The organism is Paenibacillus sp. JT22N1 (genome assembly GCF_059692155.1).
Window position 1 is genome coordinate 72,471 of the sequence record NZ_JCAUAW010000013.1, and the last position, 24,597, is coordinate 97,067.

Here is a 24,597-nt window from a genome sequence, read left to right on the forward strand (position 1 = left end):
CTCTTAAGTGAGCTAATTTTTATAACCAAGTTGTAACCAGTATGGTTATAACTGCGGCGATTCTAACTCATTATTAAATAATCCGATGGAGGTTTTTACAAATGAAAATTCTAGTAACTGGTGCTACGGGACAATTAGGATCAAAAGTAGTGGAGGCTTTACTTGCATCCGTACCTGCTGAAAGATTAGCTGTTAGCGTAAGAGATACGGAGAAAGCAACCGAATTAAGTTCTCGGGGAGTTGAAGTACGCCATGGTGATTTTGATGATCCAGCATCTCTTGATAAAGCTTTCGCTGGTGTTGACCGCTTGCTTATCGTTTCGACGCAAGGGGATAACGAAACTCGAATTCGTCAACATTTAGCTGCTGTATCAGCGGCTGAGCGCGCTGGGGTTGGTTTCATCGCGTACACTAGTGCCACAAACGCAGAGGAAAGCTCTCTCTTTCTTGTGCCAGTGCATCGTGCGACAGAGGAAGCGATCCGCAAAACGGGAATTCCATACTCATTCCTGCGTAATAACTGGTACATTGAGAACGAGATTGGAACGATACAAGGCGTATTGGCGGGTGCACCGCTCGTGACATCGGCAGGGGCTGGCAAAGTAGGGTGGGCTTCTCGCGGAGATTATGCACAAGCGGCAGCAAATGTTCTTGCAGGTAACGGACATGAGAATACGGTTTATGAGCTATCGGGCGCACTGATTACGCATGAAGACCTCGCGGCGGTTCTGTCTAAGGTCCTTGACCGCGAAGTTCCTATTCAGCAAGTTGACGATGAGACTTACGCTAAAATCATGGCCGGTGCAGGGGTTCCTGAACAAGTCGTTCCCATTCTAGTTGCCATCCAAAGTGCGATTAGAGATGGCGTTCTAGAAATAGAGAGCAACGATCTTCAGACACTTCTTGGTCGCCCGGTTACACCACTGAGTGAAGCGATTGAAGTTCTTGTGAGCGGTTTGAAGTCATAAAACGAACATAAACTAGTCAATTAAGCCGCAGTCTTTTATAGACTACGGCTTTTTGTGATTTTTTGGTTTACAACTAGTTCGTTCAAGCTATTATGATATTTTGAGAAATTGGATGGTATAAAAAGAACCAAAGTGGTTGATGAAATTCAGATCAATTTCCTATATAATTTCAGCGAAGGGCCAATTTTACAAAGAAAAGGTGGTTATTATATGAATATGTATATCTATTTTGGGATATTTTCAATCATACTATTATTTGGTTTAGTAGTTACCTTTATGGTTGGTTTTTCTCGTAAGAATCGTGAAGGCGATCAAACCTATTTCCAAAAAACAGAGGTAAAATGGGTTCGACTTACATCTTTTTATGTGATTTCAATTGCTGCAGGATTGTTAGCCTTGCTAGCGTATATTCGTTATTCGATCGGGTAAAAATGGCCACGCCTTCGCTACACAATGCGAAGCGTGGTCATTTTAAAATTATTTGAAAACAAGTACTATTAAAGGGACGGCATTCAGAGGGGGATTTATAGAAAATGAAAAAGCTTAACAACAAGAAAATCGTAATCGCAGGCTCTAGAAAAACAGAGGAAATGAGCCTACTAATTGAGAAGCAGGGAGGTATCCCTGTTATTCGTCCTTTGCAAGGCCTTTTATATTTTGATGAGTCAGCGATTGAACAAGAATTATTATTTTGCGTGAATAACAAGATTGAATGGTTTGTTCTTACAACAGGTACTGGAACAGATACGCTGCTGGGTGCTGCAGAACGGTTAGGAATTCATTCAACCTTGATTCGGAAAATGAAAGAAGCGAACGTAGCGGCACGTGGATATAAGACGTATGCTTTACTTAAGAAGTTGGATATTAAACCTGAAATAGTTGATGAAGATGGAACGACACAAGGTTTGATCCGAAGTATGGATCTTTGCGATTTCGCGGGTAAAACAGTAGTTGTCCAGTTACATGGCGAACCTCAGCCCAATTTGATCCAATTCTTAGAGAATCGAGGGGCGAATGTTATTCAACTGCTGCCATATCGGCATGTAGAACCGGAATCATCCACTTTGGAGACGTTGTGTCATGAGCTTTCAACGAAATCGATAGACGCTGTTTGTTTTACTACCGCGGTGCAGGTGCGATACTTGTTTGAATATGCCAAACGTCAAGGGATCGTGGATACAGTTCGAGAATCGTTCAAGACACGAGTAAAAGCAGTAGCGGTCGGCAAAGTAACGGAAGAGGCTTTGAGAGAAGAAGGATTAGACCTCGTCATAGTACCTGAAAGCGAACGGATGGGAGCCATGATTATTGAATTAGTCAAGTATTATGAAAATCAATAGTTACTTTGATTCGGACCAAGGGAGTTGTTTGGTAAACTCTTGAGAAGCTTTTAGCATTGAGGTTCCAACGAGTTCTGCAACTTTGTTATAAACATTAGATAAGCCGGCATGAGCTGCTATTTTGTGGCGCTCATGCCGGCTTATTGTTTTATAATGGAGACTTATAAAAACTTGGAAAAAATCAACTACAAGCTAGCTTTGTATGACTTACAAGTGAAGGAAGTAATGAGGCTTCCGTAGAGTGTTAATTAAGCACAAATTATGAGAAAATGCAGGGAATTTTTGGGATTTATCGAATTAATCAACGGGTGGCTAAATGATTGAAGTAATTATTCGGTCTTGAGGATGGAGGTAAATGTTTGGGGATTGAGTGGTATGACATGATAGCCAGAAAAAATGGTGGGTATAAAAGCACTGCCATTTATACAATTGAAGGAATTTCAGCCGAAGAGATTTTTGAACAGAGATTAACGAGCATGCTGCCAACTTTTAATTCTGTCTTAGATGCAGGCTGCGGTCACGGGGAATTTACTAGGAAGATGGGGAGAATAGGAACTGATCTTACTGGTTTTGATAACTCATTAGAAATGATAAACATTGCTAAATCAAGCTTAGCGGAAGCTCACTGCGAAAACGTTAAATTTGTTTATTGTTCTACCAAGGGGGAACTGGAACTGCCTTTTAATAATGATCAATTTAATTTGATTTACAATCGAAGAGGCCCAACTTCAATATTAAATCATAGCAGAATCCTAACAAGCGAAGGCACGATATTCGGCATTCATTCTGGTGCGCTAGAGAAAGTAAAAGAGCGATTACTCGTAAATGGATTTATAAATATTGAGATAGAAGAATTTCAAGACGCCATCTATTATTTTCCCAACGAGAGGGAATTCGCTAAGTTTTTAACGGATACACCTGGTAACCCAGATTATACAATGCCAGCAATGAGTAAAGAGCTTCAACGAAAGGTCAAAGAACATATCATTAATGGAAAAATAGGAGTTAGAGAATATAAATACATATGGAAAGCTACTAAACCATAACTGTTTAGGTTAAATCGAGAAGATGGCAGCTGCACTCAAAATCTTTCAACACAGCGCTCCGCGACGAATCACTAGAGATCCTTGGTCTGAAACACGAAACTGGAGGTATACCATGAAAGAAGTTATTTTTACAGAGAAAGCACAAAATCCAGAGGGAATGCCCTATTCGCAGGCAATTAAAGTAGGTAATACGGTGTACGTAGCTGGACAAGGACCTTTTGATCCTGAAACTGGTAGGGTAGTAGGCAATACTTTGGAAGAACAAGCGACAAGGGCATTAGAAAACCTCAAAGCAATTTTAGAAGCATCAGGCTCAGCTTTGAAAGATGTTGTTAAAGTAACTGTCTTCCTTGGAGAAGGAGCAGGCTTCGATGAATTTAATTTGATTTACAAAGACTACTTCTCAAAACCATATCCAGCTCGAACGATAGGGCCTGCAAATATGGGTTTTATGGTTCAGATTGATGCAATAGCTGTGATTGAATAATAGAGCAAGGAAAGAATGTGAGCTCCATAAACAAAAAGTTACTGCGGACTTTAACATGCTTGTGCTGTTCGCCGTTGATATTTGTAGCCATGTATTTTGATTATTTTTATAAAATTACATATTTTTATTTCATAGCTATTGTAGTTCCATTCATATTTATTAGAAATTATAAACACCTAATAATAGTTTTCATATTATCATGCGTAGTTTCTATTTTACTGGTGAATATTTATATCCCAAAAACTGAAACTTTCTTTAAACCATTTGGACAAATCCTAGAGTTGTTGGTAGTGATGGAAGCAATTATTTTTGGACTCATGCAGTTATTGTTTTTACTGATAATTAATTTTATTAGGAAAATTAGAAAAAAACAAAGATTGTGATACTGGAACCGCTTAGTTTCTTTAACAGGAAACGAGCGGTTCTTTTATTTTTAAGTAAAAGTGCTTTTCCAATATTTTAGTATGCATTACGGTGCGTATGTGAATATTAAGAAAAAGCTTTGTTGGGTAAGTTTTTGATGATTATTACTTAATATGTTGTGCTTTGAATTTATATTTGGGGGGCTACTTCATGTCGTTTATTGGACTTTACATCTTGAATACAATCTTTATGTTAATCGTTGCGATCCGTGAAGTACGTCGTCCGGAAAAAGCTTTGAATTGGCTAGCCATAGGTCTGATATTTCCTGTAATTGGATACGTAATATATCTCATCATTGCCAACCCATTGCGTTTTCGTAAAATAAGACTCACATCTCCGAACAACGTGTCAGACCCGTTACCTGATTCGTTCAGCCCTTCATCCGCCATCATCGCTAAATCTATAAGTCAGTTGACAGTACATGGACTTAGGAGTGGCCGAGTTCAGCTGCTTACGAACGGCATAGAAACCTATGAGAAACTATTTGCATCTCTACAGAATGCGCAAAGAACTATAGAAGTGGAGTATTACCTATATCGGGATGACCAGATTGGCAAACGAATGACAGATATCCTGATTGAACGGGCCGAAGCTGGCGTGAAGATTCGTTTTATTAGAGACGGATGGGGGAGCAAGAAATTTCCAAAACATCAGATCTATCGGATGATGGATGCCGGAATTGAATGCAGGACGATATTTCCATTGAGTTTTCCTTGGATACCCACTTTGACTTATCGGGATCATTGTAAGATTGTCGTCATCGACGGAATTGAAGCTTTTACAGGTGGTATCAATGTTGGGTATGAATATACAGGATTAAAGCCGGATGTAGGGTTTTGGCGTGATACTCATATGCGATTAGTCGGGGAAGTTGCAACTGATCTTCGGACTATTTTCAATGAACATTGGAATATTGCTACGCAGGAAAAGATTCCGAAGAAGGCTACACCTGGAATAAGAAATAGGTCACAGCATATTACTCCAGCTAGAAAAGTTTCATTTTCCGGATGGTCGGAAGAATGGGGGGCGGAATTGGATGAGGGCGGTGATCCCGTTTCAGGCACAGACTCGTTACATCATGCGTACATGCAAACGTTAGAGGGGAATCCTGGAATTCCTACTGAAGTTATCCGGCAGGCTTACTTCATTTGTCTGACACAAGCGGCTAAGACCATTGATATAACAACGCCTTACTTTGTGCCCGAATCAGATATCATTATGGCTTTGAAGGCAGCCGTGGCACGCGGAGTGCGGGTAAGATTGTTAGTCCCGCGGCATGTTAGTCCCGCAATAGTGGGGTCTGCGAGTCTTACATATTATGGAGAATTGATTGAAGCAGGAGTTCAAATCTATATCTATGAGAAAGGCATGGTTCACGCAAAGGTGATGATCATTGATGAAGAAATGGCTGGCGTAGGTTCGGCGAATTACGATATGCGAAGTTTTCGTCTAAATTATGAGGTCATGGAACTCTTATACAGCGCCGATGTGGGACGGGAACTCACTGAGCAATTCGAGCGTGATCTCCTTGAATCCGTTCCTTTGCAATTGGAAGAATTGACACAGCGCACCTATCCACAGCGCATAATCGAGCAAGCAGCGCGCCTTTTTTCTCCTTTATTATAGAACCACCTAGATTCGAAAAGGTACTTACGGAGCAGGACGCCATGACGACCAGCTTCTTGACAGAATTTATATGTTTTGGGGTAAGCGAAATTTCACCGCGCGAAGCTCGCACGCTAAGCGCCGAAAAGGCGCTTATAGCTCGTCGCACCGCGCGCACCTGATAAATTCCAGCTTAGAATAGTTGACATTACTACGATTACGTAGTAATTTAACAGTAGGAATTAATTACGATATCGTAGTTTATTGAAAGAAGAAAGGAATTTCATGCAGCAGCTGTTTGAGCTTATTTTCAAGAATGGACTTCGTCCACTTAGTATGTTTCCTGATACGACCTACCTGGAACTGCAGCTTACGAGTTCTGATTTTTCCACATTGTTGTTGCTGAAATTTCATGGGCAGCTGACAATGTCCCAAATGGCAGATCACTTGGGTGCGCCTCTTAGCACGGCGACAAGTATCGCCAAACGGCTTGTTCGAAAAGGCTACATCTATAGAGAGAAATCGCTGCAAGACCAGCGAATCATTGTTAATCGATTGACGGAAGACGGGGAACTGATAGCCGAAGAGGCGCTAGGTACGATGAATGTCATGTTTGGGCGTATTGAAAATGCCTTGACGGCTGAAGAGCTTCAGCAATTTATTCATCTCTCGTTGAAAGTGGCTAAAGCATTGCAGCAGAACGCAGATCCAGCCGGACCTTCGAAATCGCCGCAGACGAGAACGATTGAAATCGATTAATTTTTTTATGCAATTACTACGAAATCGTACTATTGGAGGTGCTAAGCTTGCGCATTATTATTTATACAGGTAAAGGCGGAGTGGGAAAAACCAGTATCGCCGCAGCAACGGCTTACCAAATGGCAGCCGAAGGAAAGCGAACGATCGTTATAAGTACGGATGCTGCCCACAGCTTATCGGATTCGCTCGGTATTCCGCTGCAGCACGAACCCATATTAATTCATGAGCGATTGTGGGCACAAGAAATCGATAGCTTAAAGGAAACACAGCGGTATTGGGGAAGTGTTCGCAATTGGTTCTCGAACTTTATGCAGTGGGCCAAACTGGATGATATCGGATCTGAAGAGCTAATGGTGTTTCCAGGGTTTGAAGAACTATTCAGTCTCTTGAGAATTAAAGAGCATGCCGAAAGTGGACTGTATGATGCAATCATTGTGGATTGCGCACCGACTGGAGAAACACTTCGTTTGCTAAGCTACCCCCAGCTCCTTCGATGGTGGGTGCGAAATATATTTCCTTACGAGCGTAAAATTCTCAAGCTGGCACGCCCGATTATGAAAGTGACCAAGGGCTTGGAACTGCCCAGCGACGATGTAATGGACAGCTTCAGCCAAGTTGTCGATCAATTGGAAAAGCTGCAGCAAGTCATCGCTGATCCCGAAATCACGAGTATTCGCCTTGTCGTTAATCCGGAGAAAATGGTTATTTCCGAAGCGCGGAGAGCTTTTACAAACCTCAACTTATACGGGTTTCACACCGATGCGGTCATTGTTAATAAAGTGCTTTCCGAGGAAGCATCTGAAGGGTACTTCGCGCAGTGGAAACAAATTCAGAACAAGTACGAAGAAGAAATTGTCCAATGCTTTAGTCCTCTGCCGATCTTAAAAGTACCTCTAATGCCTCTTGAGGTTGTTGGGAAGGAGATGCTTGAGCGCGTAGCAGCAGCGGCTTTCCACGATCGGGAATGCGGAGCAATTCTACACAGAGGAATTATAGAGGAAGTGAAGAAAACAGAAGCAGGATTTGAACTCCGTATCTCGCTGCCTTTTACCGAAAAGCAACAACTCCAATTAAATCAAAAAGGCGATGAATTGACACTTCAGGTGGGCAGCTATCGACGGATCGTTGCACTGCCGAGGATCTTACTGGGGCGAAGGGTGGAAGCGGCACGTCTTGCGGACGGCATACTGACCATACATTTCGGTCTGAATGAAGAATCGTAATTAGGAAGGAGGAGATGGTTCATGAGCATCCGTACAAACCTACAGGATTTAGAAAACATTGCGCTCCTCTTCGAGGATATTAAAAACATCGCTGTAGCAAGACTCGTTCCAGAGGCAGCAAGAGCTCATTTTCGACAAGCGGAAAAAGAAGCCTTATTAGGAGTCAAATCTCTGCTTGATGCGGCTATTGTCCGGTTGGAAGAAGATGATTCCATGAAACAAGTGAACGAAAGTAATCATTTGAAACAGATTCCTGTTGAGGATTAAAGCTAATCTTACGTTAGATAGTTTTACAAGAACGAAACTTTAGGGAGGTGCAGCGTGGCCATACAGAAGCACAGCGGATGGATGATGGAGTGGACTTCTTATATTCATAATGCTGTCGGTTTGATATTATGTTGGAAACCGCTCAACGATATGGTGAAAGCGGGTGTGTGGAATTCCGTTGATCAGTCCTTCGACAGGATGGCAGCTATCTGGTTTTTATTTTTTGGTGTTTTGTTGTGGATTATTGGACGAATGATGCGTTGGCTGACCAATGAGAAAGGCCTTGCGATTCCACGTTTTGCAGGCTGGCATATACTCATTTTGTCTGTTGTAGGGGCAATAATAATGCCTATATCGGGATTCTGGCTCGTCATTCCGCAAGGGCTTTATCTCATACAAAAGTCTTAAAACGCATAAACACTACTGACATACAGTTGTCAGTAGTGTTTAGTATACTTAAGGTACATGAATCGAGAGGAGCTAATAATATAATGAAAACAGACGAAACTTTGAAACGATTTGAGGTACTCACGTACCAATACCTGGAGGAATTACATCCGTTGAGCATAGAGCAATTGAAGCTACAACCAAATGAGAATGAATGGTCGCTTGGACAGTTGTACCTCCATCTCATCAAAACAGCTCTCTACATGCAGATTGGCAATATTGAGAAATGTCGAAGTCAGAGTGCAGATGCAGTCGATACTGTAGGAGAAAAAACGGAAGCGGGAGCAGCAGTCTTTGCACTAGGTGGTTTTCCACCTGAACGTATTAGGGTTCCAGCTTCTCCTCAATATACGCCCGAGCAGCCAGCTAGTAAGCAGCAGATCATCGATGGCATGCATGCCGTGCTCCAAAGAATGAAAGAAATCGAGCCTTTGCTTGAGGACATATCTCCGAGATGTACCGCGTTGCATCCAAGATTAGGCGCGCTTAACGCGAAAGAATGGTTTGCACTCATTGAGATGCATTATCGCCATCATCTTCTTCAGTTAGAACGTTTGAAAGCATTCTTAAACAGCACGGAAATCGTATAATATCAGCAAAACGAGGGAGTTCCTTATAAGCTTCTCTCGTTTTTTTGATTTCGAAAAAAGATGAAGTTCAATAAGGGTTCCTTTTATGTCAGCCTAACACTTACTAAACATATTCATGATTGAATATGAACATGAGACTTTGATCAAAGGTTGATGAATAAATCATAAAGTCGCTCTAGTTTAGTGAGATAAATGTTGGTATAGAGGAGTTTGAACAAGTATGGGATTAGTTAATGCAGTAGAAGCAATCGTTAGCAATTTGTATGAAGAGTTTCAAAAAAGCTATGATATCAAATGCGGTTGTCAGCATTGCAAAGAGGATATTCTTGCTCTAGTTTTAAATCGTATACCTCCCAAATACACGTCGAGTGAAAAAGGTCAGCTCTATATCAAAACCCTCTATTTAAATCCACAACTGCAATCCGATGTCATGAGAGAGCTTATGCGAGCTGCTCTTATCGTTGAGCATAAACAAAACCATGTTGTTATTGAAGGGGTATAAAATAAAAGAAAAAAACGCTGATGACATATAAGTGTCATTAGCGTTTTTTTATTTATTAAACAAAGCGGCAGCATTAAGACATATCTATTTAATTAAGACAATATAGTTGAATATGACTAAATTGAGGAGGGCGTTAGATATGGGGGCAGCTGTGGTCAAAGGATGGACAACTTTGTTTGCCGGCGTTATGTTATTGGGTTCCTTAGCAGGGTGTAGTGGGAGTGGAAGCTCCGAGAATACGGCAACTCCAAGCGGAAGTTCGGCAGCACCAAGTGAGAGCGTGAAGAGCACTGAGCCACCGGCCAAGCAAGTAACGCTTCATATGATTGAAAGTTTAACGAGTCCGGAACGCACCAAACTGCTTCAAGATGCCATAGCTCGGTTTCAAAAGGACAATCCGAATATTAAAGTGGAGCTCATATCACCGCCATTTGATCAAGCGGACAATAAAATCAGAACAATGCTTGCCGCTAAGCAAGAACTCGACATTCTCGAGGTACGGGATCTGAACATTGCCGAGTATGTGAATAATGGTTATTTGGAACCATTAGATACCTACGCATCGAGTTGGGCGGATAGTAAAACTCTCTCTGGTACGTCCAAAGTTGTAGGCTCGAATAATGGCAAACTCTATTTTATTGCGAACGCTCTATATCAAAGACAAATGTTTTACCGGAAAGATTGGTTCGACGCCAAGGGGCTTACTGCACCGAAAACGTGGGAAGAGCTGGTCGATTCTGCCAAAAAGTTGACCGATCCGAAGCAAAATCGATACGGTTTCTCCTTCCGCGGAGGTCCTGGAGCTAACGGCAACTTTGACCATATGATTTACGATTATAACGATAAAGTGATGAATCTCGACGATGCTCCGTTTACGAAGGACGGTAAGACGGTGTACAGTACACCTGAAGCTAAGCAGGCTTTGGAGCTGTACAAGAAGCTTTATAAAGAGGCGTCGCCACCGGATTCAATCAACTGGGGATTCCAGGATCAGGTTCAAGCCTTTACATCTGGGGTAACCGGTATTTTACTGCAGGATCCAGACGTTATCAAGGTGCTTCAGGATAAAATGGATCCCAAAACACTAGAAACGGCAGCGATGCCACTCGGTCCTAACGGCAAATCACTGGTCAGTACAGGAGCTGCAGGATGGGGTGTAACAGCGAATTCCAAAAGTAAGAACGAAGCTTGGAAATTGATATCTTATCTCTCGAGCCCGAAAGAAAATACGGAATTTTCTAAGCAAATTGGTACGATACCGATTCATACCTCAGCGACAGCCGATACGTTCTTCCAAACAGGCCCTTACAAGACACTGCTAGATATGACTGCAAAAGCAGATGTTTTCGTCAACTTTACACCGCCGTTCAAATATCCAGGCAACGGGAGCTGGGGGGAGCTGAGCATGAAAGGGCAGCAATCCTATTTACTCGACAAGAAATCGACTGACGATACTCTGAAGGAATGGGATAAATTTTGGTTAGATCAGAAAGCAGGAATGAAAAAATAAAGGAAGTAGTTGGAAGCGGCGGGCGGTCATCGCTTGCCGCTTTTTCTTACCGGGGGGTGTTCATGTGAGTTCTCGGCAAAAATTCATTCTCTCTAGCTTGCTACCCGCACTGCTGCTTGTATTGATTTTTACATACTATCCCTTCTTCAAGGGAGTGGTGATGGCTTTTCAAAATTACAAGCTGTTCAATTTGAAGCAAGTGCATTTTGTCGGTATACAAAACTTCGTTGATGCGTTTCGAGATCATCAATTTCTTGCAGCACTGAAAAACAGTGCCTACTGGGTGTTTTTCTCCTTAATTTTGCAATTTCTCTTAGGGTTCATCCTGGCATTGTTTCTAAACAAGAAATTCTGGGGACGAGGCGTGTACCAAGCCTTTATTTTTTATCCATGGGCATTATCGGGATTTCTGATTGGCCTTATTTGGAAGTGGCTGTTTAACTCGCAAATCGGCGTCATCAACGATCTCTTATTGCGTTTTGGTATTATTGAAGATCGGATCGGGTTCTTGTCGGATCCCAAATGGGCAATGTCCTCTGTTATCGTCGCCAACGTATGGTACGGGATTGCCTTTTTTACCATTATGCTGCTGGCTGCTTTGCAATCTATACCTTCGGAGCTGTACGAAGCAGCGAGTATCGACGGAGCGAACGGTTATCGAAAGCTGCTTTATGTAACGATTCCGTACATCATGCCGACCATCATCGCCACAACGCTGCTGCGGGTCATATGGATCTTCAACGATCCTACGCTCATTTACGGCATGACGAATGGCGGACCGGGAGGGGCGACCCACATTTTGTCTTCTTTGATGCTCAATAAAATTATTTATGACGGCGATTATGGGGCTGCATCAGCAGTCGGGGTCATTATGATCGTCATGTTGTTTTTGTACACTTTGTTTTATTTGATGGTTACTAAGTCGGAGAAAGTAGGTGACTTCTAAATGAAACGAAATTACGGGTATCGGATCATAAAAGTTGCCTTTCTTTTCGTGTACTTAGTCATTATGGTGTTTCCGTTATACTGGATCGTCATCACCTCGTTAAAGCCGCAAAAGGAAATATTCAGTTATCCCGTCCATTACTGGCCCGAGCAATTCACACTTCAAAATTACGTCAACATCTTCAAAGTATCTAAGTTCAACGTATATATTGCCAACAGTCTTCTCGTTTCGATTTCTTCTGCTCTGATCGTAATCGTGATTGCCATATGCAGCGCTTACGTACTCGCTCGATTTCGGTTTCGCGGCCACAAGCAAATTATGCTCGCATTCTTCGTAACGCAGATGCTCCCAGGCTTCATTGCTCTGGCTCCGCTTTACATGATGATGTCAAACTTGCATCTGCTTAATCAGCGAATCTCATTGATCCTCATGTATACGGTCATCTTGATTCCGTTCTCCACGATAATGCTGCGAGGCTTTTTCCAGCGAATTCCTGCCAATCTGGAGGAAGCGGCGATGATCGACGGCTGTTCCCAGCTGTCTGCCCTCATTCGAGTCATTATCCCGATCATGATGCCGGGCATTTCCTCGATGTTCATCTTTGCTTTCGTTCAGAACTGGAACGAGCTTTTCTTGGCCGTCATGTTTATCGATAACGAATCGTTAAAGACACTGCCGGTAGCGATGAATTCTTTTATCCTCAAATTTAATGTGGATTGGGGCTCTATGTCCGCCGGAACTGTGCTGTCTGTACTGCCGACGATACTTTTGTTTGCCTTAGCACAGCGATTTATTGTAGAAGGATTAACCCAAGGGGCGGTGAAAGGGTAGTGAGCGCAAAGGAGAAGCTTTATTCTATTGTGGCGCATGATGCGCACGATGATCGTCATCATGGCGCCATCAGTGTTCCCATTTATCAGACGAGTTTATTTTCGTTCGATACGTACGAGCAATTCAACTTGGCAAGACTTGATGAGCAAGAAAACTTCGTGTATTCCAGAGGCAATAATCCTACGGTGAGGTACCTGGAGGACAAGCTCGCCCAGCTGGAGCAAGGGGAAAGAGCCAAGTGCTTTTCATCCGGAATGGCGGCGATTTCGGCAGCGATTATGTCCATAGTCAAACAGGGTGACCACGTCATTTGCACACATCAGGCGTATGGACCGACACGAGAATTTCTAGGCGTCTACTTGCAAAAGTTTGGGGTCGAAACGACCTTTGTCGATGGCAGCTCATTGGAAAACTGGAAACGTGCGGTTCGACCAAATACCAAACTGCTGTATTTGGAGAGTCCGACTAGTATGATGTTCCAGCTCCAAGATATACGAAGTTGTGCGGCGTTGGCACAAAGTATAGGAGCAGAAACGATTCTCGATAATTCATGGGCAACGCCTTGTCATCAAAATCCGCTCACGATGGGGGTTAGCCTCGTCGTCCATTCGATCACGAAGTACATTTCCGGGCATAGCGATTGCGTGGGGGGCGTTGTGGTTGGCTCCCATAGATTCATGGACCCACTGATGTCGACGGAATATATGTTGTTCGGCGGCATCATGACGCCACAGACAGCGGGTTTGGTTACTCGGGGGCTGCGTACACTGCCAATGCGGATGCAGCGGCATGAAGTGAGCGGGCTGAAGGTCGCGGAATATTTAGGCAGGCAACATTATGTCAGGAAGGTTAACCATCCGGGGTTAACAAACCATCCTCAGTATGAGCTGGCTCGTACACAAATGTCAGGGTTTAGCAGTTTATTTTCGTTCGAATCCCTTGAGTCGGTTGCCAAATTAAGGGCTTGGGCGGACCGTCTGCAGTATTTCCGGATTGGAGCCAGCTGGGGTGGTTTCGAAAGTTTAATCAATGTAAATGCCTTAAATAACAATGATCAGCAAACAGGTTCGCTTGTTCGACTCTATATAGGTTCCGAGGATCCGGACGATTTAATTCGGGATATGGAAGAAGCATGGCGATGTGTCATACTGAGTCCTTCTGAGGGGGAGATATATGAACAGAATGCGGGTATCAGCCAGGACGGATGAACGACAACCGCTATACTTGCAGATTCAAGAGCATTTTAAACAGTTGATCCAATTAGGAGCAATGGAGGAAAATGACAAATTTCCAACAGAGAAACAGCTGATGGAGCAATTCGGTGTCAGTCGAATGACGGTTTCCAATGCGCTTACACAGCTGGCGAAAGATGGATGGATTTACCGGATACCGGGGAGAGGAAGCTTCGTTAGTCCAGAATCCCGCACACAAGCAGATGAGAGCCTGGAGAACAAGCAGCTTGAAGCTACGGATGTGAAGGAGCATGATGAGCGTGCTTCCTCCCGCAAAATGATCGGCTTCGTTCTACCCTTACTGGAGGATTTCTTTGCTATTCGACTTTTAAAAGGAATCAATACTGTGTTAGAGAACACCGATTATTATGTATCTATTGTGCTAACTCACAATAGCAAGGAACGGGAGAAGGAAGCCATTCAGGAGCTGATTAAGAATGGGGCCGTCGGACTTATTATTTTTCCAATTGATGCGGAAACGTACAACGAAGAAATCTTGGTACTAAAACTGCGGAAATTTCCTTTCGTGCTCATTGATCGCTACTTGCCAGGCTTTGATACCCATTGTGTCTGTTCGGATAATTGGATGAGCGCTCAATTGGCGGTTAACCATCTGTGGGAGTTAGGACATCGGGACATCGCTATTTGCTCCGATATTCCGATCAGCACGGTGACTGTCGACGAACGGATTCGCGGCTATATGGAAGCACTGAAGCAAAAAGGCTCGATGATTAACCCAGCTTTAATTGTGACAGATTTTCAAGTGACGGATACGATCCCAACTGAAAAGCACCCGTTATATCATTATCTCAAATATTGCACAGCAACCGCTTTCATTACATTGAATTTGAAATTGGGCTTGAATATAACCAGTATTGCTAAAAAATTAGGAATAAATGTACCGCGCGACCTCTCTATTATAACGTACGATAATCCCTCATCCGAGTTAGATGGAAACCCTACATTCACTCATATAGACCAGCACGAGCAGGAAATTGGCGCTAAATCGGCTGAACTTTTGTTTAAACTACTGAATAGCCAGGAGAGTGTGACAGAGACCACTAAAGTGATCGTAAAATCGGCTTTAGTGTTAGGAGAATCCACTGGAAAACTATTGGTTAAGAAATAATCATTTGTTTAAAAAGGAGGAGCTTTACTATGAATCCTATTTCTAATCCAGGAGAATTTACGGAGCTCGATCGGTTTATGTTTGAATCATGGGGCTATCTGGTTATTCCTAACGTACTCTCCGAAGATGAGGTGAAGGAATGCCTAGAAGCATCCATCCGGTTACACGAGTCAGCCGACGCTAAAGGTTGGGCACAGGTGGGAAAAGGCTATGAAACGGAATCCTCTTTGGAGCGATTGATTGATCATCCCGCTGTATTGCCTAAAGTTAGGGCGCTTTACGGAGATCGCTTCATTTTACAGTCCGCATGGTGTACCAAACAGCCAGCTTTCGGCGGAGTGGGGGGGTGGCATCAGGATGGGTCAGGTGCTTATGAATTTAGTAAACTCGGATATCCGATTCCGCTGATTCAGCTTCGAGCTTCTTTCTTATTGACGGACCAATCCATTCCTAGAACGGGGAATATGGAGATGATCCCAGGCAGCCATAGAAGCCAAGTGCAGCTTCCGGGTGCGATTAGAACTGCTAAGGATGATGTTCCAATCGGTCATGTCATCTGTGCACCGGCGGGATCGGTATTATTTTTTCATAATGCCGTCTGGCATCGGACTTTCGCTCATGATGGTGATTACGACCGATATACGATGCACTATATTTATAGTCCGCCTTGGGTTCGATGCTCAGATCGTTTTGAGAATAATCAAGAGTTCTTAGACCGCACAACTCCGACACGCCGTTATTTAATGGGACAATTTGCAAGACCGGATGCGCCCTTCGGAGCTAGCTATCCTGCCGAATTCGAGAAGGGTTGAAGTTGTGGAAAATGTTGAATGGCCGCGAATTTAGCGGTCGTTTTTTTTGTGTTTTAGTGCTGTGTATTTGTTATGGACTTTTGCCAAATAATTGAATATGATATAAATATATATTATGAAACATTGTTTCATCAAATGAAACAAAAGTGGTAATTTCTTAACACATCAACAGTTGGCCGCTTTGTTTGTAGAAGGATATTTTATCTGATGGGAGAGGTATGAGATGAATAATAATAAAGAACGTTTTTCAAATCGCGTTGATACCTATGTGAAATTCCGCCCGAGTTATCCGAAAGAGGCTATTGATTATTTGTACGACGTCGTTGGTCTGCATGCAAATGCAGTAATTGCGGACATCGGCGCAGGGACAGGTATTTTTTCAAAGCTGCTCTTACAAAGAGGGAGCCAAGTAATCGCTATTGAACCAAATCAAGCGATGCGGGAAGCCGCTGAGCAAATGTTGAACGGAGATGCAAATTTTCGTACTGCGGTGGGATCTGCTGAAGCGACTGGTCTACCTGATAAGTCTGTCGACTTTATCGTTTGTGCCCAAGCGTTTCACTGGTTTGATCGCACGGCCGCACAAGCCGAATTCCATCGGATTCTGAAGCCTGGCGGGAAGGTGCTATTGATCTGGAACTCGCGTCTGGAACATGGCAATGCATTTAGAGAAGAGTATGACTTACTGCTTCGTACATTTGGAAGCGATTATGAAAAAGTTACTCATAAAAATATTTCGCAGGAAACACTGGCGTCTTTCTTCAAGAACGACAGTATGCAGCTAGAGCGATTCGCTATTACTCAGGTTTTCGATTTTGAAGGTTTGAAGGGGAGGTTGATGTCATCTTCCTACATTCCCGTACCTGAGCATCCCAATTTTGCGCCGATGATGACGGAACTGCAGCATATATTTGAACGGCATGAGCAAGATGGAAATGTGTTTTTCGACTATGAAACCGAAGTATATTGGGGAGAGGTTTAGTAAAACGCGATCAACCAATACGGGGGAGGACGATCGAATGTCGAACAATAAAACGGCTTGTGTAACCGGAACGGATAGAGGGATAGGTCTAGCGATTACGAAGTCATTATTGGAAGAAGGGTATAAGGTTTATGCGGGGGGTATCATGGAAACTAACGCAGAAATGGACGTCTTGGTTGAGCAGTTCCCTAATCAGCTGCACGCATTTGTATTGGATGTAGGATCAGACGAAAGCGTAAAGAAGGCTGCTAGTCTCATTAATAGCAAAACTTCAAAACTGGATATCTTGATCAACAACGCGGCTATCCTCGGTGATACTCAGAAGACAGTGAAAGATGAGCTCGATTTCGACGAGATTCAGCGCGTGTACAATGTGACTGCCCTCGGTGCTATCCGAATGTCGAACGCATTCATTGAGCCGATAATGAATGGCGGTAAGCTAATTGTCAATATTTCTTCGGAAGCTGGCAGCATTGGCAATAGCGGGCGTGAAGCATGGTTCGGGTATTGTATGGCTAAAGCTGCGCTCAATATGGGTTCCACGATCATCCATAACCAGATTCGAAAAGAAGGCGGACGTGTCATCATTCTCCATCCAGGTTGGGTTAAAACTTATATGAGCGGTAATTGGAATGATGCGGGTACTTATACTGCGGAGCAAGCGGCAGCCAATATTTTGAATCGAATAGAGGAAAATAAAGATACGCTGCGCGAAAAGCCGGTTTATCTTGAAGCAGACACCGGAAAAGAATTGCCTTGGTAAAACAAAAGGTGGGGGAGAAGAGCGCATGAGTGATAAAACGAATGTACTTTTGGTTGGTGACGACACAGATGCTCCATGGCATCCATTGGAACCTGCCAAGCAGGAGCTTAGCGGGATTCTTGGCGAGGATTTTCTGATTACGAGTACGGAGGATTACAACCAATTCACGCAATTGGATCGAAAACAATTCCAACTTTGCATATCCTATACGGATTGCTGGAATCGAGATCTGTCACCGGAACAAACTTCAGGTATAATTCAATTTGTGGCAGGTGGAGGCGGCTTGCTTGTCATCCATAATGGCATTTCGGTTCAACGCAGCTACGAGCTGATCCAGATGATCGGTGCAAAGTTTACTGGCCATCCCCCTTACCAGTCTCTGGATTATTACGGATCTGTGGAAAATCATCCATTGCTCGAGGGTGTTGAGGACTTCAGCATGGAGGAAGAGCCATATATGTTCGAATTTGACCCTTTCACCAAGAAAACCGTTTTTCTAGAATACGAATTTGATGGAAACAGGTATCCAGCAGCCTGGGAGCAAGCCTACGGTCTTGGGAAAGTGATCTATTTACAACCCGGGCATCATGCCCCATCATTTAAACCGGAAGCTTACAGGCGTCTAGTGCTTAACAGCGCACGTTGGTTAAGTGCTAAGTGATAAATGCCTTATTTCGTAATGGCTAGCAAGCAGAAAGGAAATCATCATGTCCATAAAACTATATTACAATTCCGCTTACGTAACCGAATGGCAAACAGACATACACCAAACTCTTGAAAGAGAAGATGGGTATTATGTCATCCTGAAGGAGACGGCTTTCTACCCACATGGGGGCGGACAGCCCTGCGATTTTGGGCATATTAACGAAATTCCTGTGCTTGATGTGATCAATGAAGAAGATGAAGTGCTGCACAAGCTAGCACGACTGCCCGATGAGAGCAAGGTGACTTGCCAGATCGATTGGAATAGAAGATTTGACCATATGCAGCAGCATAGTGGGCAGCATCTGCTATCTGCGGTTTGCCGCGACCTCTATCAGGCCACGACGGTAAGCTTTCATTTGGGTAACGATTATGCCACCATCGATGTGGAGCAGCCAGAACTGACATTGAACCAGCTTGCTTCAATTGAGAACGAAGTAAACCGGCAAATTTATCTGAATAACAGCATTGTTAGTTATTTTATTACCGAAGAAGAAGTAGCTCATATGCAGCTAGTTAAACAGCCCAAAGTCACGGGTCATATTCGTATTGTTGAAATAAAAGGTGTAGAATACAACGCTTGCGGTGGGACACATGTCTCATCAACGGGCGAAATTGGCATGATTAAGCTGCTGAAAGCAGAAAAACAAAAGGGAAACACTCGGATTTACTTCTTGTGCGGATACCGCGCCCTGAAGGAGTTTAATGAAAGCCAGCGGATTTTGGGTGTCTTGTCCTCCAAATTCAACACCGGTAAAGACGAGATTATCGACCGAATTGAAAAGTGGGAAAATGAACAGAAGCAGCTGCAAGTTGAACTGGCTGCTCTCAAAGAGAGAAACAACGCTTATGTAGCGCAGGAGCTGTTATCAAGCAGCGATGACAAACTGATAACAAGTGTTTTTGATGACAAGACGCTTAAAGATTTGCAAAGTCTGGCGGTGAAGCTAGCTTCAGAAAGTGATACTCCAGTATTGTTTGCTACTTCTGCGGAAAACAAAGTTATTCTTGCTAACAACAGTAGTTCTCCACTTTCTTGCGGAGCCTTCTTCAAAGAATATGTGGGAAAATTCAATGGGAAAGGCGGAGGTAGCGATATCATTGCGCAGGCGGGATTCCAGACCTGGGAGGAAGCCTTTGCTTTCTATGAGTTCACAAGACGGCAAGTTCATGAGAACTTAAGGGCGGAGATTTAGCATACATTGCTTTTGAACTAGTCGAAAGACGATTTTCTATGGTTCGGTGTATTTCTTGATTAAGTTCGACAAATTTGTTGTATGCACTTACAATCTATAATGTGACTAACTCCCTATATTCTTATATAATAAATAGGCATATAATAGATTTACAGTATATAGAAGTCTACCCACGTTATTGGCAAAACCGTTTAAAGGCGGTGACGCAAAGCTAGAGGGGCTAAGGGAAACTATGCCAGCCAGCTATCACATGAGGGTAGGCTTTTTCTGTCCAAAATGACTCTTTCTAGATACTTTTGTTAGATACTAGGCCACCCGGATCTCCCTTTCGTCAGAAAGGAGGAGGGTAAAGGTGAAACCAGATGAAATGATAAAGTTGATTCTACAATTTGGGAGTTTCCTCTTGGCATTGTTAACTTTTATAGCCTTAATTATTGTTAGAATACACTAAAAAACCTACCCCTTCGCCGCTAAACGATCAGGTAGGTGTGTATGAACCATTAGCCCCAGGAGGTCCCAAAAGCCAATGTATCTAAAAAACAGGAGTGTTGGTAGCACTCTTGTTTTTTTTAGCAAATTACAACGATAAGGTAAAAATGTTCTCCCAAATAATAGCATAGAGATAACCCGTCGATCAACATCAAATTTGAATGAATCAAGCTTTATTATTTTAATCCTAATGAGGAGGAATAAAAATGGAGCGACAAGTGCATGTGATTCCGTTTCAAGTTCTTGAGAAGATTGAACAGGTCAATGAGATTCCAACCGGGGTGGAAATGATTCAAGCCCCAAAAATCTGGAATCAAACCAAAGGGAAGGGGATAACGGTTGCCATACTGGATACCGGTTGTGATCTCACTCACCCTGACTTAAAAGAACGAATTATAGGCGGAATTAATTTTACGAATGATGATGGCGGCAAGACGGATGTATACAAGGATTACAATGGTCATGGCACGCATGTTGCGGGAACCATCGCTGCGACCAAAAACAATAATGGTGTTGTCGGTGTAGCTCCTGAGGCTAATTTGCTTATTATTAAGGTTCTTGATAAAAATGGATCTGGTCAATACGATTGGATAATTAATGGCATTAACTATGCGGTCGAACAAAAAGCGGATATTATCTCTATGTCCCTTGGCGGTCCAGAAAATCTTCCTGCGTTACACGAAGCCATTCAAAAAGCCGTAGCCGCTAACATTCTTGTGATTTGTGCGGCAGGTAATGAAGGCGATGGCGTTGATTCAACAGATGAGTTTGACTATCCAGGTTGTTATAACGAAGTCATAAGCGTAGGTGCGATTGACTTGAAGAGACACTCTTCCAATTTTTCGAATTCGAACAATGAAGTCGATCTAGTGGGCCCTGGAGAGAAAATTTTATCAACCTATTTAAACGGAACCTATGCGACATTAAGCGGAACTTCTATGGCAACTCCACATGTCTCCGGAGCAATGGCGCTAATAAAAGTACTTGTGAATACAAGCTTCGAACGAAATCTCACAGAGCGTGAGCTGTATGCCCAATTAATTAAAAGAACCGTCCCCCTAGGGAATTCTCCAAAACTTGAAGGCAATGGGCTTGTCTATTTAAATGTAATGGACGAGCTATCCGAAGTATTTAATCCCAAATTCGTTGCTAAATTACTGAGTTTATGATGAATAGCGAAAGCTGGCCATTTATGAGTTGCAAGGGAACCGAAATCCGTTTATTGACTTTCCACACTTAGCAGAAATACTTAAATAAGATATGCAAATAGTAGAGAATAAGAACGGTCTGAAAGTACAAACTATATTGGATATAGCAGGCAAATGGAGGTGAGTGCGGTGAAAAATGATAAGGAATCTCGTGACAAACAATTAGAAGGCAGTTCACTTACGCATGAACAACTTTCGGATGTATATGCAGCGGGGACTAGTGACGGTATACATCAGCTTGCAGAGGGGAAGGTCAAAATAACGGACGAGCCTTTTGATTCCGGGCAAAAATAAAAAGAAGCCTTGACCGCTTGCCGGTTAAGGCTTTTTAATACGTAAAAAAGTAGGGGCGAACAATATGGTGAAAGTTAGAGGAGCAAAACGATGAGTGATGCTGTTGTAACTACAATAACAAAAGGTAAAAGCAGAAAGCACATATTCCATTTTACAAGAGTAAGGAATTTACCGGCTATTGCTCATCTCGATCAGCTATTGTCCAGTAATCAAATAAATCCCATCTCCACAGGTGATCGCCGATTAAAGCCTGAGAAAGTGATTTATCATGAATATTCGATCACCCTAAATGCTCATCTGAGGATAGCTAACAGCATGATAGATGCGGCAATCACACAGGAACAATTTCGGGCTTGTTTGAATAGTCATGTGTTTTTTTGGCCCACCTTAAGGGATTGTAAGAAAATGATGGACACCTATGCACGAAGAGAACCGGATGAAGAGTTTGCTGTTCTGGAATTTGACGCTCACGCATTGATATCCGAGCATTATGCCACAGTGAAGCTATCTAAATACGATTCAGGGAGCTCGCCGCGATTTCCAACTCGTTGTTCCTACAAGAAAAGCTTGGATATGTTTCTGCCTTTAGATGAATTCATGATCGTACTTAATAACTTAGTGCCAACAAAGGCATCCGAAATACGAGAGATATTAATTGAAGGTCAAGTAACCAGTGTGTCTAAGTATTTGCAATCCATTTACGTCAATAAAAGTGAAGATGTACCTGAGAGCTGGAGGAGCTTGACGCAGCCTCTGTCAGATTTAAGTGCAAGATGATACCCCAAACATAACGACCCACTAAGCCGTTAATGATCAACGGAAAGTCGGTATTTCTCAACCCACTGATCCAACCATTGTGTTAATCTTATTTATGTAGTTACAAAAATGTAATCTAAGGAGGATATGAAATGAATAAAGTTGAGTTGTTGCTTCACGGATGGGATAGCTGCTATGAGAAGGAAGACTGGTATCCGCCACTAACTGATGCGCTTAAAGAGTTAACTGCAGAGCAAGCCAATTGGCGGCCTGAGGGCGAACATGTCAATACGATCTGGGAAAATGTCCATCATCTGATTTTTTATAAAGAGCGGTTATTGAAAAGAATGACGGGTGAAGAATCCGATTATCCTGAGGAACTAACCAATGACGATACTTTTGCCGTGCTGTCAATGTCGACTAAGGATTGGCAAGCAACCTTGGATCGTTTGCAATCCGTTCATCAGGGAATTCGTGATCGGATCGCAAGCTGGGAAGAGGAAGAATTCGAGCACATTTTCCCGAATCGAACTCTACCCGTTGGCCGGTGGGTGAATAGCCTCATCATGCATGACGCTTATCACACGGGTCAGATCATGTTCATTCGTAAGCTGCAGGGGTCTTGGCCATCTCGCCGTTCTTTTGAATAGTGGGGTTACGACTATCTCTAAAGTTGGGAAATTGATTAAGTAGAAAAATCCATATTGTGGAATGAAAAAAAGACACCCCAGGTGTCTTTTTTCTTATTCATCTCGAACTTTTAAAACTAATAAAGCGAATAGTCAGTTGGTTAAAGGTAAAGAGATAATGAATTCTGTTCCTTTTCCTAATGTACTACGAACATTGACAGCACCGTTCATCGAACGGATTAATTGATACGAAAATGTTAAGCCTACTCCTGTCCCTTTGCTTTTCGTTGAAAAATAAATGGTGCCAAGCCGCTCCAGCTGCTCGCTGCTCATGCCGATCCCATTATCATGTATGGTGATCTTTGCATAGAGTTGGGATTCGGGGGCGATACGAATGATGACTTTTCCTCTTGAGATATAAGAGCAAGCCTCAATAGCATTTTTTATAAAATTAATGAGTAGTTGTTTGATTTCATTTGGATTCGCAGATATATAAAGTTCATGCCCCTCATTGTGTACCTCTAATGCGACGTTATTCATGTTAGCGTATGGTGTTATGACATCTATAACGGAGTTTAACTGCGGCACAAGATCCATTTGTTCATAAATTGGAATGCTAGGTTTAGCTATGGATAGATATTCGGAAAGAATGACTTCCGTCCGCTTCATCTCTTCAACACAAATATCAATATAATAGTGGGTCTTTTCTTTTGAGAGAGAATCATTACGGATTAATTTCAAGAATCCCATTACGGCTGTAAGTGGATTACGCACTTCATGGGCAAGGGAGGCGGCGACGTGAGCGATGGTTTCAACTTTTTCGTTTTGAAGATATTTCTGGAATAGCTGCTTATCTGAAACTGCCTTATTGAAAAGGGAAATCAATAACCAAATACCCAGGGAATTTTGTACGGGCATAATTAGGATATTAAACGTCAAGTTCTCGACTATATACTTGCGTTCAGTTACAAGCATTACACAAATAGGTATAAAGGAAAAGCTTAACCCAGCTATGAAAGTTATTAGGTTACGGTACTCGGAGCGTCGGCGATATAAGATGGCTAACAGGATAGATAGGTTGAATGTAATCACAAGAATAATCATCGCTGAGAACAGTCCTTGTCCGCCAATTAGTACTCGGTACAATACAAACTCAACAAGCAATAGAAGTCCAGTAGTCATGCCGCCGTACACCATTCCGAAAAACATGATCACGTTACGGATGTCAAAAATGATTCCGTTCTGCACGCTAGAATGAAAGGTCATGGACATAAATAGGCAAATCATACACGTAAAATTGATAAACCGTTTTGAATAGTTTGCGGTTTTATCACGGTAGTAGATGTTATACAGAACAAAGGGAGTTAGGGCGAATAGTAATTGCAGCAATACATCTTTTATATAAAGCATAATGGCCCCCTCGCTAGTTCGGAAATAATTTACCATACAGTTATTCGATAT

At 42.8% G+C, this 24,597-nt stretch carries 28 protein-coding genes and 1 riboswitch; of the genes, 27 read left to right on the forward strand and 1 reads right to left on the reverse strand.

Going from position 1 to position 24,597, the window contains the following annotated elements; all coding sequences use genetic code 11:
- The first annotated feature begins 101 nt into the window (after positions 1-101).
- From AC58UU_RS24030 to AC58UU_RS24160, 27 genes are all read left to right on the forward strand, one after another.
- A complete protein-coding gene (locus AC58UU_RS24030) occupies positions 102-968 on the forward strand; it encodes an SDR family oxidoreductase (protein ID WP_497319454.1) in 867 nt (288 codons plus the stop codon).
- Between the two features lie 132 nt (positions 969-1,100).
- Positions 1,101-1,397, forward strand: a complete 297-nt coding sequence (locus AC58UU_RS24035; protein WP_497319455.1) for a hypothetical protein — start codon at positions 1,101-1,103, stop codon at positions 1,395-1,397.
- A gap of 104 nt (positions 1,398-1,501) precedes the next feature.
- The gene (locus AC58UU_RS24040) at positions 1,502-2,308 is read left to right on the forward strand and encodes a uroporphyrinogen-III synthase (protein ID WP_497319456.1); all 807 of its coding nucleotides are present in this window, start codon (positions 1,502-1,504) and stop codon (positions 2,306-2,308) included.
- Positions 2,309-2,667: 359 nt separating this feature from the next.
- Entirely contained in the window at positions 2,668-3,354 is a 687-nt protein-coding gene (locus AC58UU_RS24045) for a class I SAM-dependent methyltransferase (protein WP_497319457.1), read from the forward strand.
- 112 nt (positions 3,355-3,466) lie between these two features.
- The gene (locus AC58UU_RS24050; RefSeq protein WP_497319459.1) at positions 3,467-3,841 is read left to right on the forward strand and encodes a Rid family detoxifying hydrolase; all 375 of its coding nucleotides are present in this window, start codon (positions 3,467-3,469) and stop codon (positions 3,839-3,841) included.
- A gap of 573 nt (positions 3,842-4,414) precedes the next feature.
- Positions 4,415-5,890, forward strand: a complete 1,476-nt coding sequence (locus tag AC58UU_RS24055) for a phospholipase D-like domain-containing protein (RefSeq protein ID WP_497319460.1) — start codon at positions 4,415-4,417, stop codon at positions 5,888-5,890.
- A 264-nt stretch (positions 5,891-6,154) separates the two neighbouring features.
- The gene (locus AC58UU_RS24060) at positions 6,155-6,628 is read left to right on the forward strand and encodes a MarR family winged helix-turn-helix transcriptional regulator (protein ID WP_497319461.1); all 474 of its coding nucleotides are present in this window, start codon (positions 6,155-6,157) and stop codon (positions 6,626-6,628) included.
- Positions 6,629-6,675: 47 nt separating this feature from the next.
- A complete protein-coding gene (locus tag AC58UU_RS24065; RefSeq protein ID WP_497319462.1) occupies positions 6,676-7,851 on the forward strand; it encodes an ArsA family ATPase in 1,176 nt (391 codons plus the stop codon).
- Positions 7,852-7,872: 21 nt separating this feature from the next.
- Positions 7,873-8,118 (forward strand): hypothetical protein, encoded by a 246-nt coding sequence (locus AC58UU_RS24070; protein WP_497319464.1) that lies wholly within the window; start codon positions 7,873-7,875, stop codon positions 8,116-8,118.
- A 54-nt stretch (positions 8,119-8,172) separates the two neighbouring features.
- The gene (locus tag AC58UU_RS24075) at positions 8,173-8,526 is read left to right on the forward strand and encodes a DUF6463 family protein (RefSeq protein WP_497319466.1); all 354 of its coding nucleotides are present in this window, start codon (positions 8,173-8,175) and stop codon (positions 8,524-8,526) included.
- A gap of 83 nt (positions 8,527-8,609) precedes the next feature.
- On the forward strand, positions 8,610-9,155 hold the full coding sequence (locus tag AC58UU_RS24080) for a DinB family protein (RefSeq protein ID WP_497319467.1): 546 nt from the start codon (positions 8,610-8,612) through the stop codon (positions 9,153-9,155).
- A 220-nt stretch (positions 9,156-9,375) separates the two neighbouring features.
- Entirely contained in the window at positions 9,376-9,657 is a 282-nt protein-coding gene (locus AC58UU_RS24085) for a late competence development ComFB family protein (RefSeq protein ID WP_497319468.1), read from the forward strand.
- 139 nt (positions 9,658-9,796) lie between these two features.
- Positions 9,797-11,167, forward strand: a complete 1,371-nt coding sequence (locus AC58UU_RS24090) for an ABC transporter substrate-binding protein (RefSeq protein ID WP_497319469.1) — start codon at positions 9,797-9,799, stop codon at positions 11,165-11,167.
- Positions 11,168-11,231: 64 nt separating this feature from the next.
- Complete coding sequence (locus tag AC58UU_RS24095; protein WP_497319471.1) at positions 11,232-12,113, forward strand: carbohydrate ABC transporter permease; 882 nt, start codon at positions 11,232-11,234, stop codon at positions 12,111-12,113.
- A complete protein-coding gene (locus tag AC58UU_RS24100) occupies positions 12,114-12,944 on the forward strand; it encodes a carbohydrate ABC transporter permease (protein WP_497319473.1) in 831 nt (276 codons plus the stop codon).
- Positions 12,944-14,152: a trans-sulfuration enzyme family protein gene (locus AC58UU_RS24105; RefSeq protein ID WP_497319474.1), complete on the forward strand. Its 1,209-nt coding sequence runs from the start codon at positions 12,944-12,946 to the stop codon at positions 14,150-14,152. Before AC58UU_RS24100 ends, AC58UU_RS24105 begins: the two co-directional genes overlap by 1 nt.
- Entirely contained in the window at positions 14,118-15,305 is a 1,188-nt protein-coding gene (locus AC58UU_RS24110) for a GntR family transcriptional regulator (RefSeq protein WP_497319475.1), read from the forward strand. The genes AC58UU_RS24105 and AC58UU_RS24110 overlap by 35 nt, the downstream gene beginning before the upstream one ends.
- A gap of 29 nt (positions 15,306-15,334) precedes the next feature.
- Positions 15,335-16,117: a phytanoyl-CoA dioxygenase family protein gene (locus tag AC58UU_RS24115; protein ID WP_497319477.1), complete on the forward strand. Its 783-nt coding sequence runs from the start codon at positions 15,335-15,337 to the stop codon at positions 16,115-16,117.
- 223 nt (positions 16,118-16,340) lie between these two features.
- A complete protein-coding gene (locus AC58UU_RS24120) occupies positions 16,341-17,099 on the forward strand; it encodes a class I SAM-dependent methyltransferase (protein ID WP_497319478.1) in 759 nt (252 codons plus the stop codon).
- 37 nt (positions 17,100-17,136) lie between these two features.
- Positions 17,137-17,862, forward strand: a complete 726-nt coding sequence (locus tag AC58UU_RS24125) for an SDR family NAD(P)-dependent oxidoreductase (RefSeq protein ID WP_497319480.1) — start codon at positions 17,137-17,139, stop codon at positions 17,860-17,862.
- 25 nt (positions 17,863-17,887) lie between these two features.
- Positions 17,888-18,523, forward strand: a complete 636-nt coding sequence (locus tag AC58UU_RS24130) for a ThuA domain-containing protein (RefSeq protein ID WP_497319481.1) — start codon at positions 17,888-17,890, stop codon at positions 18,521-18,523.
- A 46-nt stretch (positions 18,524-18,569) separates the two neighbouring features.
- Positions 18,570-19,760 carry an alanyl-tRNA editing protein gene (locus AC58UU_RS24135; RefSeq protein WP_497319482.1) on the forward strand — a complete coding sequence of 397 codons (1,191 nt, stop codon included), beginning with the start codon at positions 18,570-18,572 and terminating at the stop codon, positions 19,758-19,760.
- A gap of 170 nt (positions 19,761-19,930) precedes the next feature.
- Positions 19,931-20,011, forward strand: a riboswitch (cyclic di-GMP riboswitch).
- A gap of 116 nt (positions 20,012-20,127) precedes the next feature.
- Entirely contained in the window at positions 20,128-20,211 is an 84-nt protein-coding gene (locus AC58UU_RS24140; protein WP_367618672.1) for a putative holin-like toxin, read from the forward strand.
- Between the two features lie 244 nt (positions 20,212-20,455).
- A complete protein-coding gene (locus AC58UU_RS24145; protein ID WP_497319483.1) occupies positions 20,456-21,418 on the forward strand; it encodes a S8 family peptidase in 963 nt (320 codons plus the stop codon).
- A 168-nt stretch (positions 21,419-21,586) separates the two neighbouring features.
- On the forward strand, positions 21,587-21,751 hold the full coding sequence (locus AC58UU_RS24150; RefSeq protein WP_171688122.1) for a YozQ family protein: 165 nt from the start codon (positions 21,587-21,589) through the stop codon (positions 21,749-21,751).
- 90 nt (positions 21,752-21,841) lie between these two features.
- The gene (locus tag AC58UU_RS24155; protein ID WP_497319484.1) at positions 21,842-22,528 is read left to right on the forward strand and encodes a DUF7002 family protein; all 687 of its coding nucleotides are present in this window, start codon (positions 21,842-21,844) and stop codon (positions 22,526-22,528) included.
- 131 nt (positions 22,529-22,659) lie between these two features.
- Complete coding sequence (locus AC58UU_RS24160) at positions 22,660-23,157, forward strand: DinB family protein (RefSeq protein WP_497319485.1); 498 nt, start codon at positions 22,660-22,662, stop codon at positions 23,155-23,157.
- 132 nt (positions 23,158-23,289) lie between these two features.
- Here AC58UU_RS24160 and AC58UU_RS24165 read toward each other — a convergent pair whose 3' ends face one another.
- On the reverse strand, positions 23,290-24,546 hold the full coding sequence (locus tag AC58UU_RS24165) for an ATP-binding protein (protein WP_497319486.1): 1,257 nt from the start codon (positions 24,544-24,546) through the stop codon (positions 23,290-23,292).
- Positions 24,547-24,597 lie beyond the last annotated feature (51 nt).

Coding starts and splice junctions, on each gene's coding strand:
- AC58UU_RS24060 (WP_497319461.1), top strand. CDS start 6,155: ATGCAGCAGCTGTTTGAGCTTATTTTCAAGAATGGACTTCGTCCACTT.
- AC58UU_RS24115 (WP_497319477.1), top strand. CDS start 15,335: ATGAATCCTATTTCTAATCCAGGAGAATTTACGGAGCTCGATCGGTTT.
- AC58UU_RS24160 (WP_497319485.1), top strand. CDS start 22,660: ATGAATAAAGTTGAGTTGTTGCTTCACGGATGGGATAGCTGCTATGAG.
- AC58UU_RS24070 (WP_497319464.1), top strand. CDS start 7,873: ATGAGCATCCGTACAAACCTACAGGATTTAGAAAACATTGCGCTCCTC.
- AC58UU_RS24030 (WP_497319454.1), top strand. CDS start 102: ATGAAAATTCTAGTAACTGGTGCTACGGGACAATTAGGATCAAAAGTA.
- AC58UU_RS24055 (WP_497319460.1), top strand. CDS start 4,415: ATGTCGTTTATTGGACTTTACATCTTGAATACAATCTTTATGTTAATC.
- AC58UU_RS24080 (WP_497319467.1), top strand. CDS start 8,610: ATGAAAACAGACGAAACTTTGAAACGATTTGAGGTACTCACGTACCAA.
- AC58UU_RS24135 (WP_497319482.1), top strand. CDS start 18,570: ATGTCCATAAAACTATATTACAATTCCGCTTACGTAACCGAATGGCAA.
- AC58UU_RS24085 (WP_497319468.1), top strand. CDS start 9,376: ATGGGATTAGTTAATGCAGTAGAAGCAATCGTTAGCAATTTGTATGAA.
- AC58UU_RS24140 (WP_367618672.1), top strand. CDS start 20,128: ATGATAAAGTTGATTCTACAATTTGGGAGTTTCCTCTTGGCATTGTTA.
- AC58UU_RS24125 (WP_497319480.1), top strand. CDS start 17,137: ATGTCGAACAATAAAACGGCTTGTGTAACCGGAACGGATAGAGGGATA.
- AC58UU_RS24090 (WP_497319469.1), top strand. CDS start 9,797: ATGGGGGCAGCTGTGGTCAAAGGATGGACAACTTTGTTTGCCGGCGTT.
- AC58UU_RS24145 (WP_497319483.1), top strand. CDS start 20,456: ATGGAGCGACAAGTGCATGTGATTCCGTTTCAAGTTCTTGAGAAGATT.
- AC58UU_RS24100 (WP_497319473.1), top strand. CDS start 12,114: ATGAAACGAAATTACGGGTATCGGATCATAAAAGTTGCCTTTCTTTTC.
- AC58UU_RS24110 (WP_497319475.1), top strand. CDS start 14,118: ATGAACAGAATGCGGGTATCAGCCAGGACGGATGAACGACAACCGCTA.
- AC58UU_RS24040 (WP_497319456.1), top strand. CDS start 1,502: ATGAAAAAGCTTAACAACAAGAAAATCGTAATCGCAGGCTCTAGAAAA.
- AC58UU_RS24050 (WP_497319459.1), top strand. CDS start 3,467: ATGAAAGAAGTTATTTTTACAGAGAAAGCACAAAATCCAGAGGGAATG.
- AC58UU_RS24155 (WP_497319484.1), top strand. CDS start 21,842: ATGAGTGATGCTGTTGTAACTACAATAACAAAAGGTAAAAGCAGAAAG.
- AC58UU_RS24130 (WP_497319481.1), top strand. CDS start 17,888: ATGAGTGATAAAACGAATGTACTTTTGGTTGGTGACGACACAGATGCT.
- AC58UU_RS24165 (WP_497319486.1), bottom strand. CDS start 24,546: ATGCTTTATATAAAAGATGTATTGCTGCAATTACTATTCGCCCTAACT.
- AC58UU_RS24120 (WP_497319478.1), top strand. CDS start 16,341: ATGAATAATAATAAAGAACGTTTTTCAAATCGCGTTGATACCTATGTG.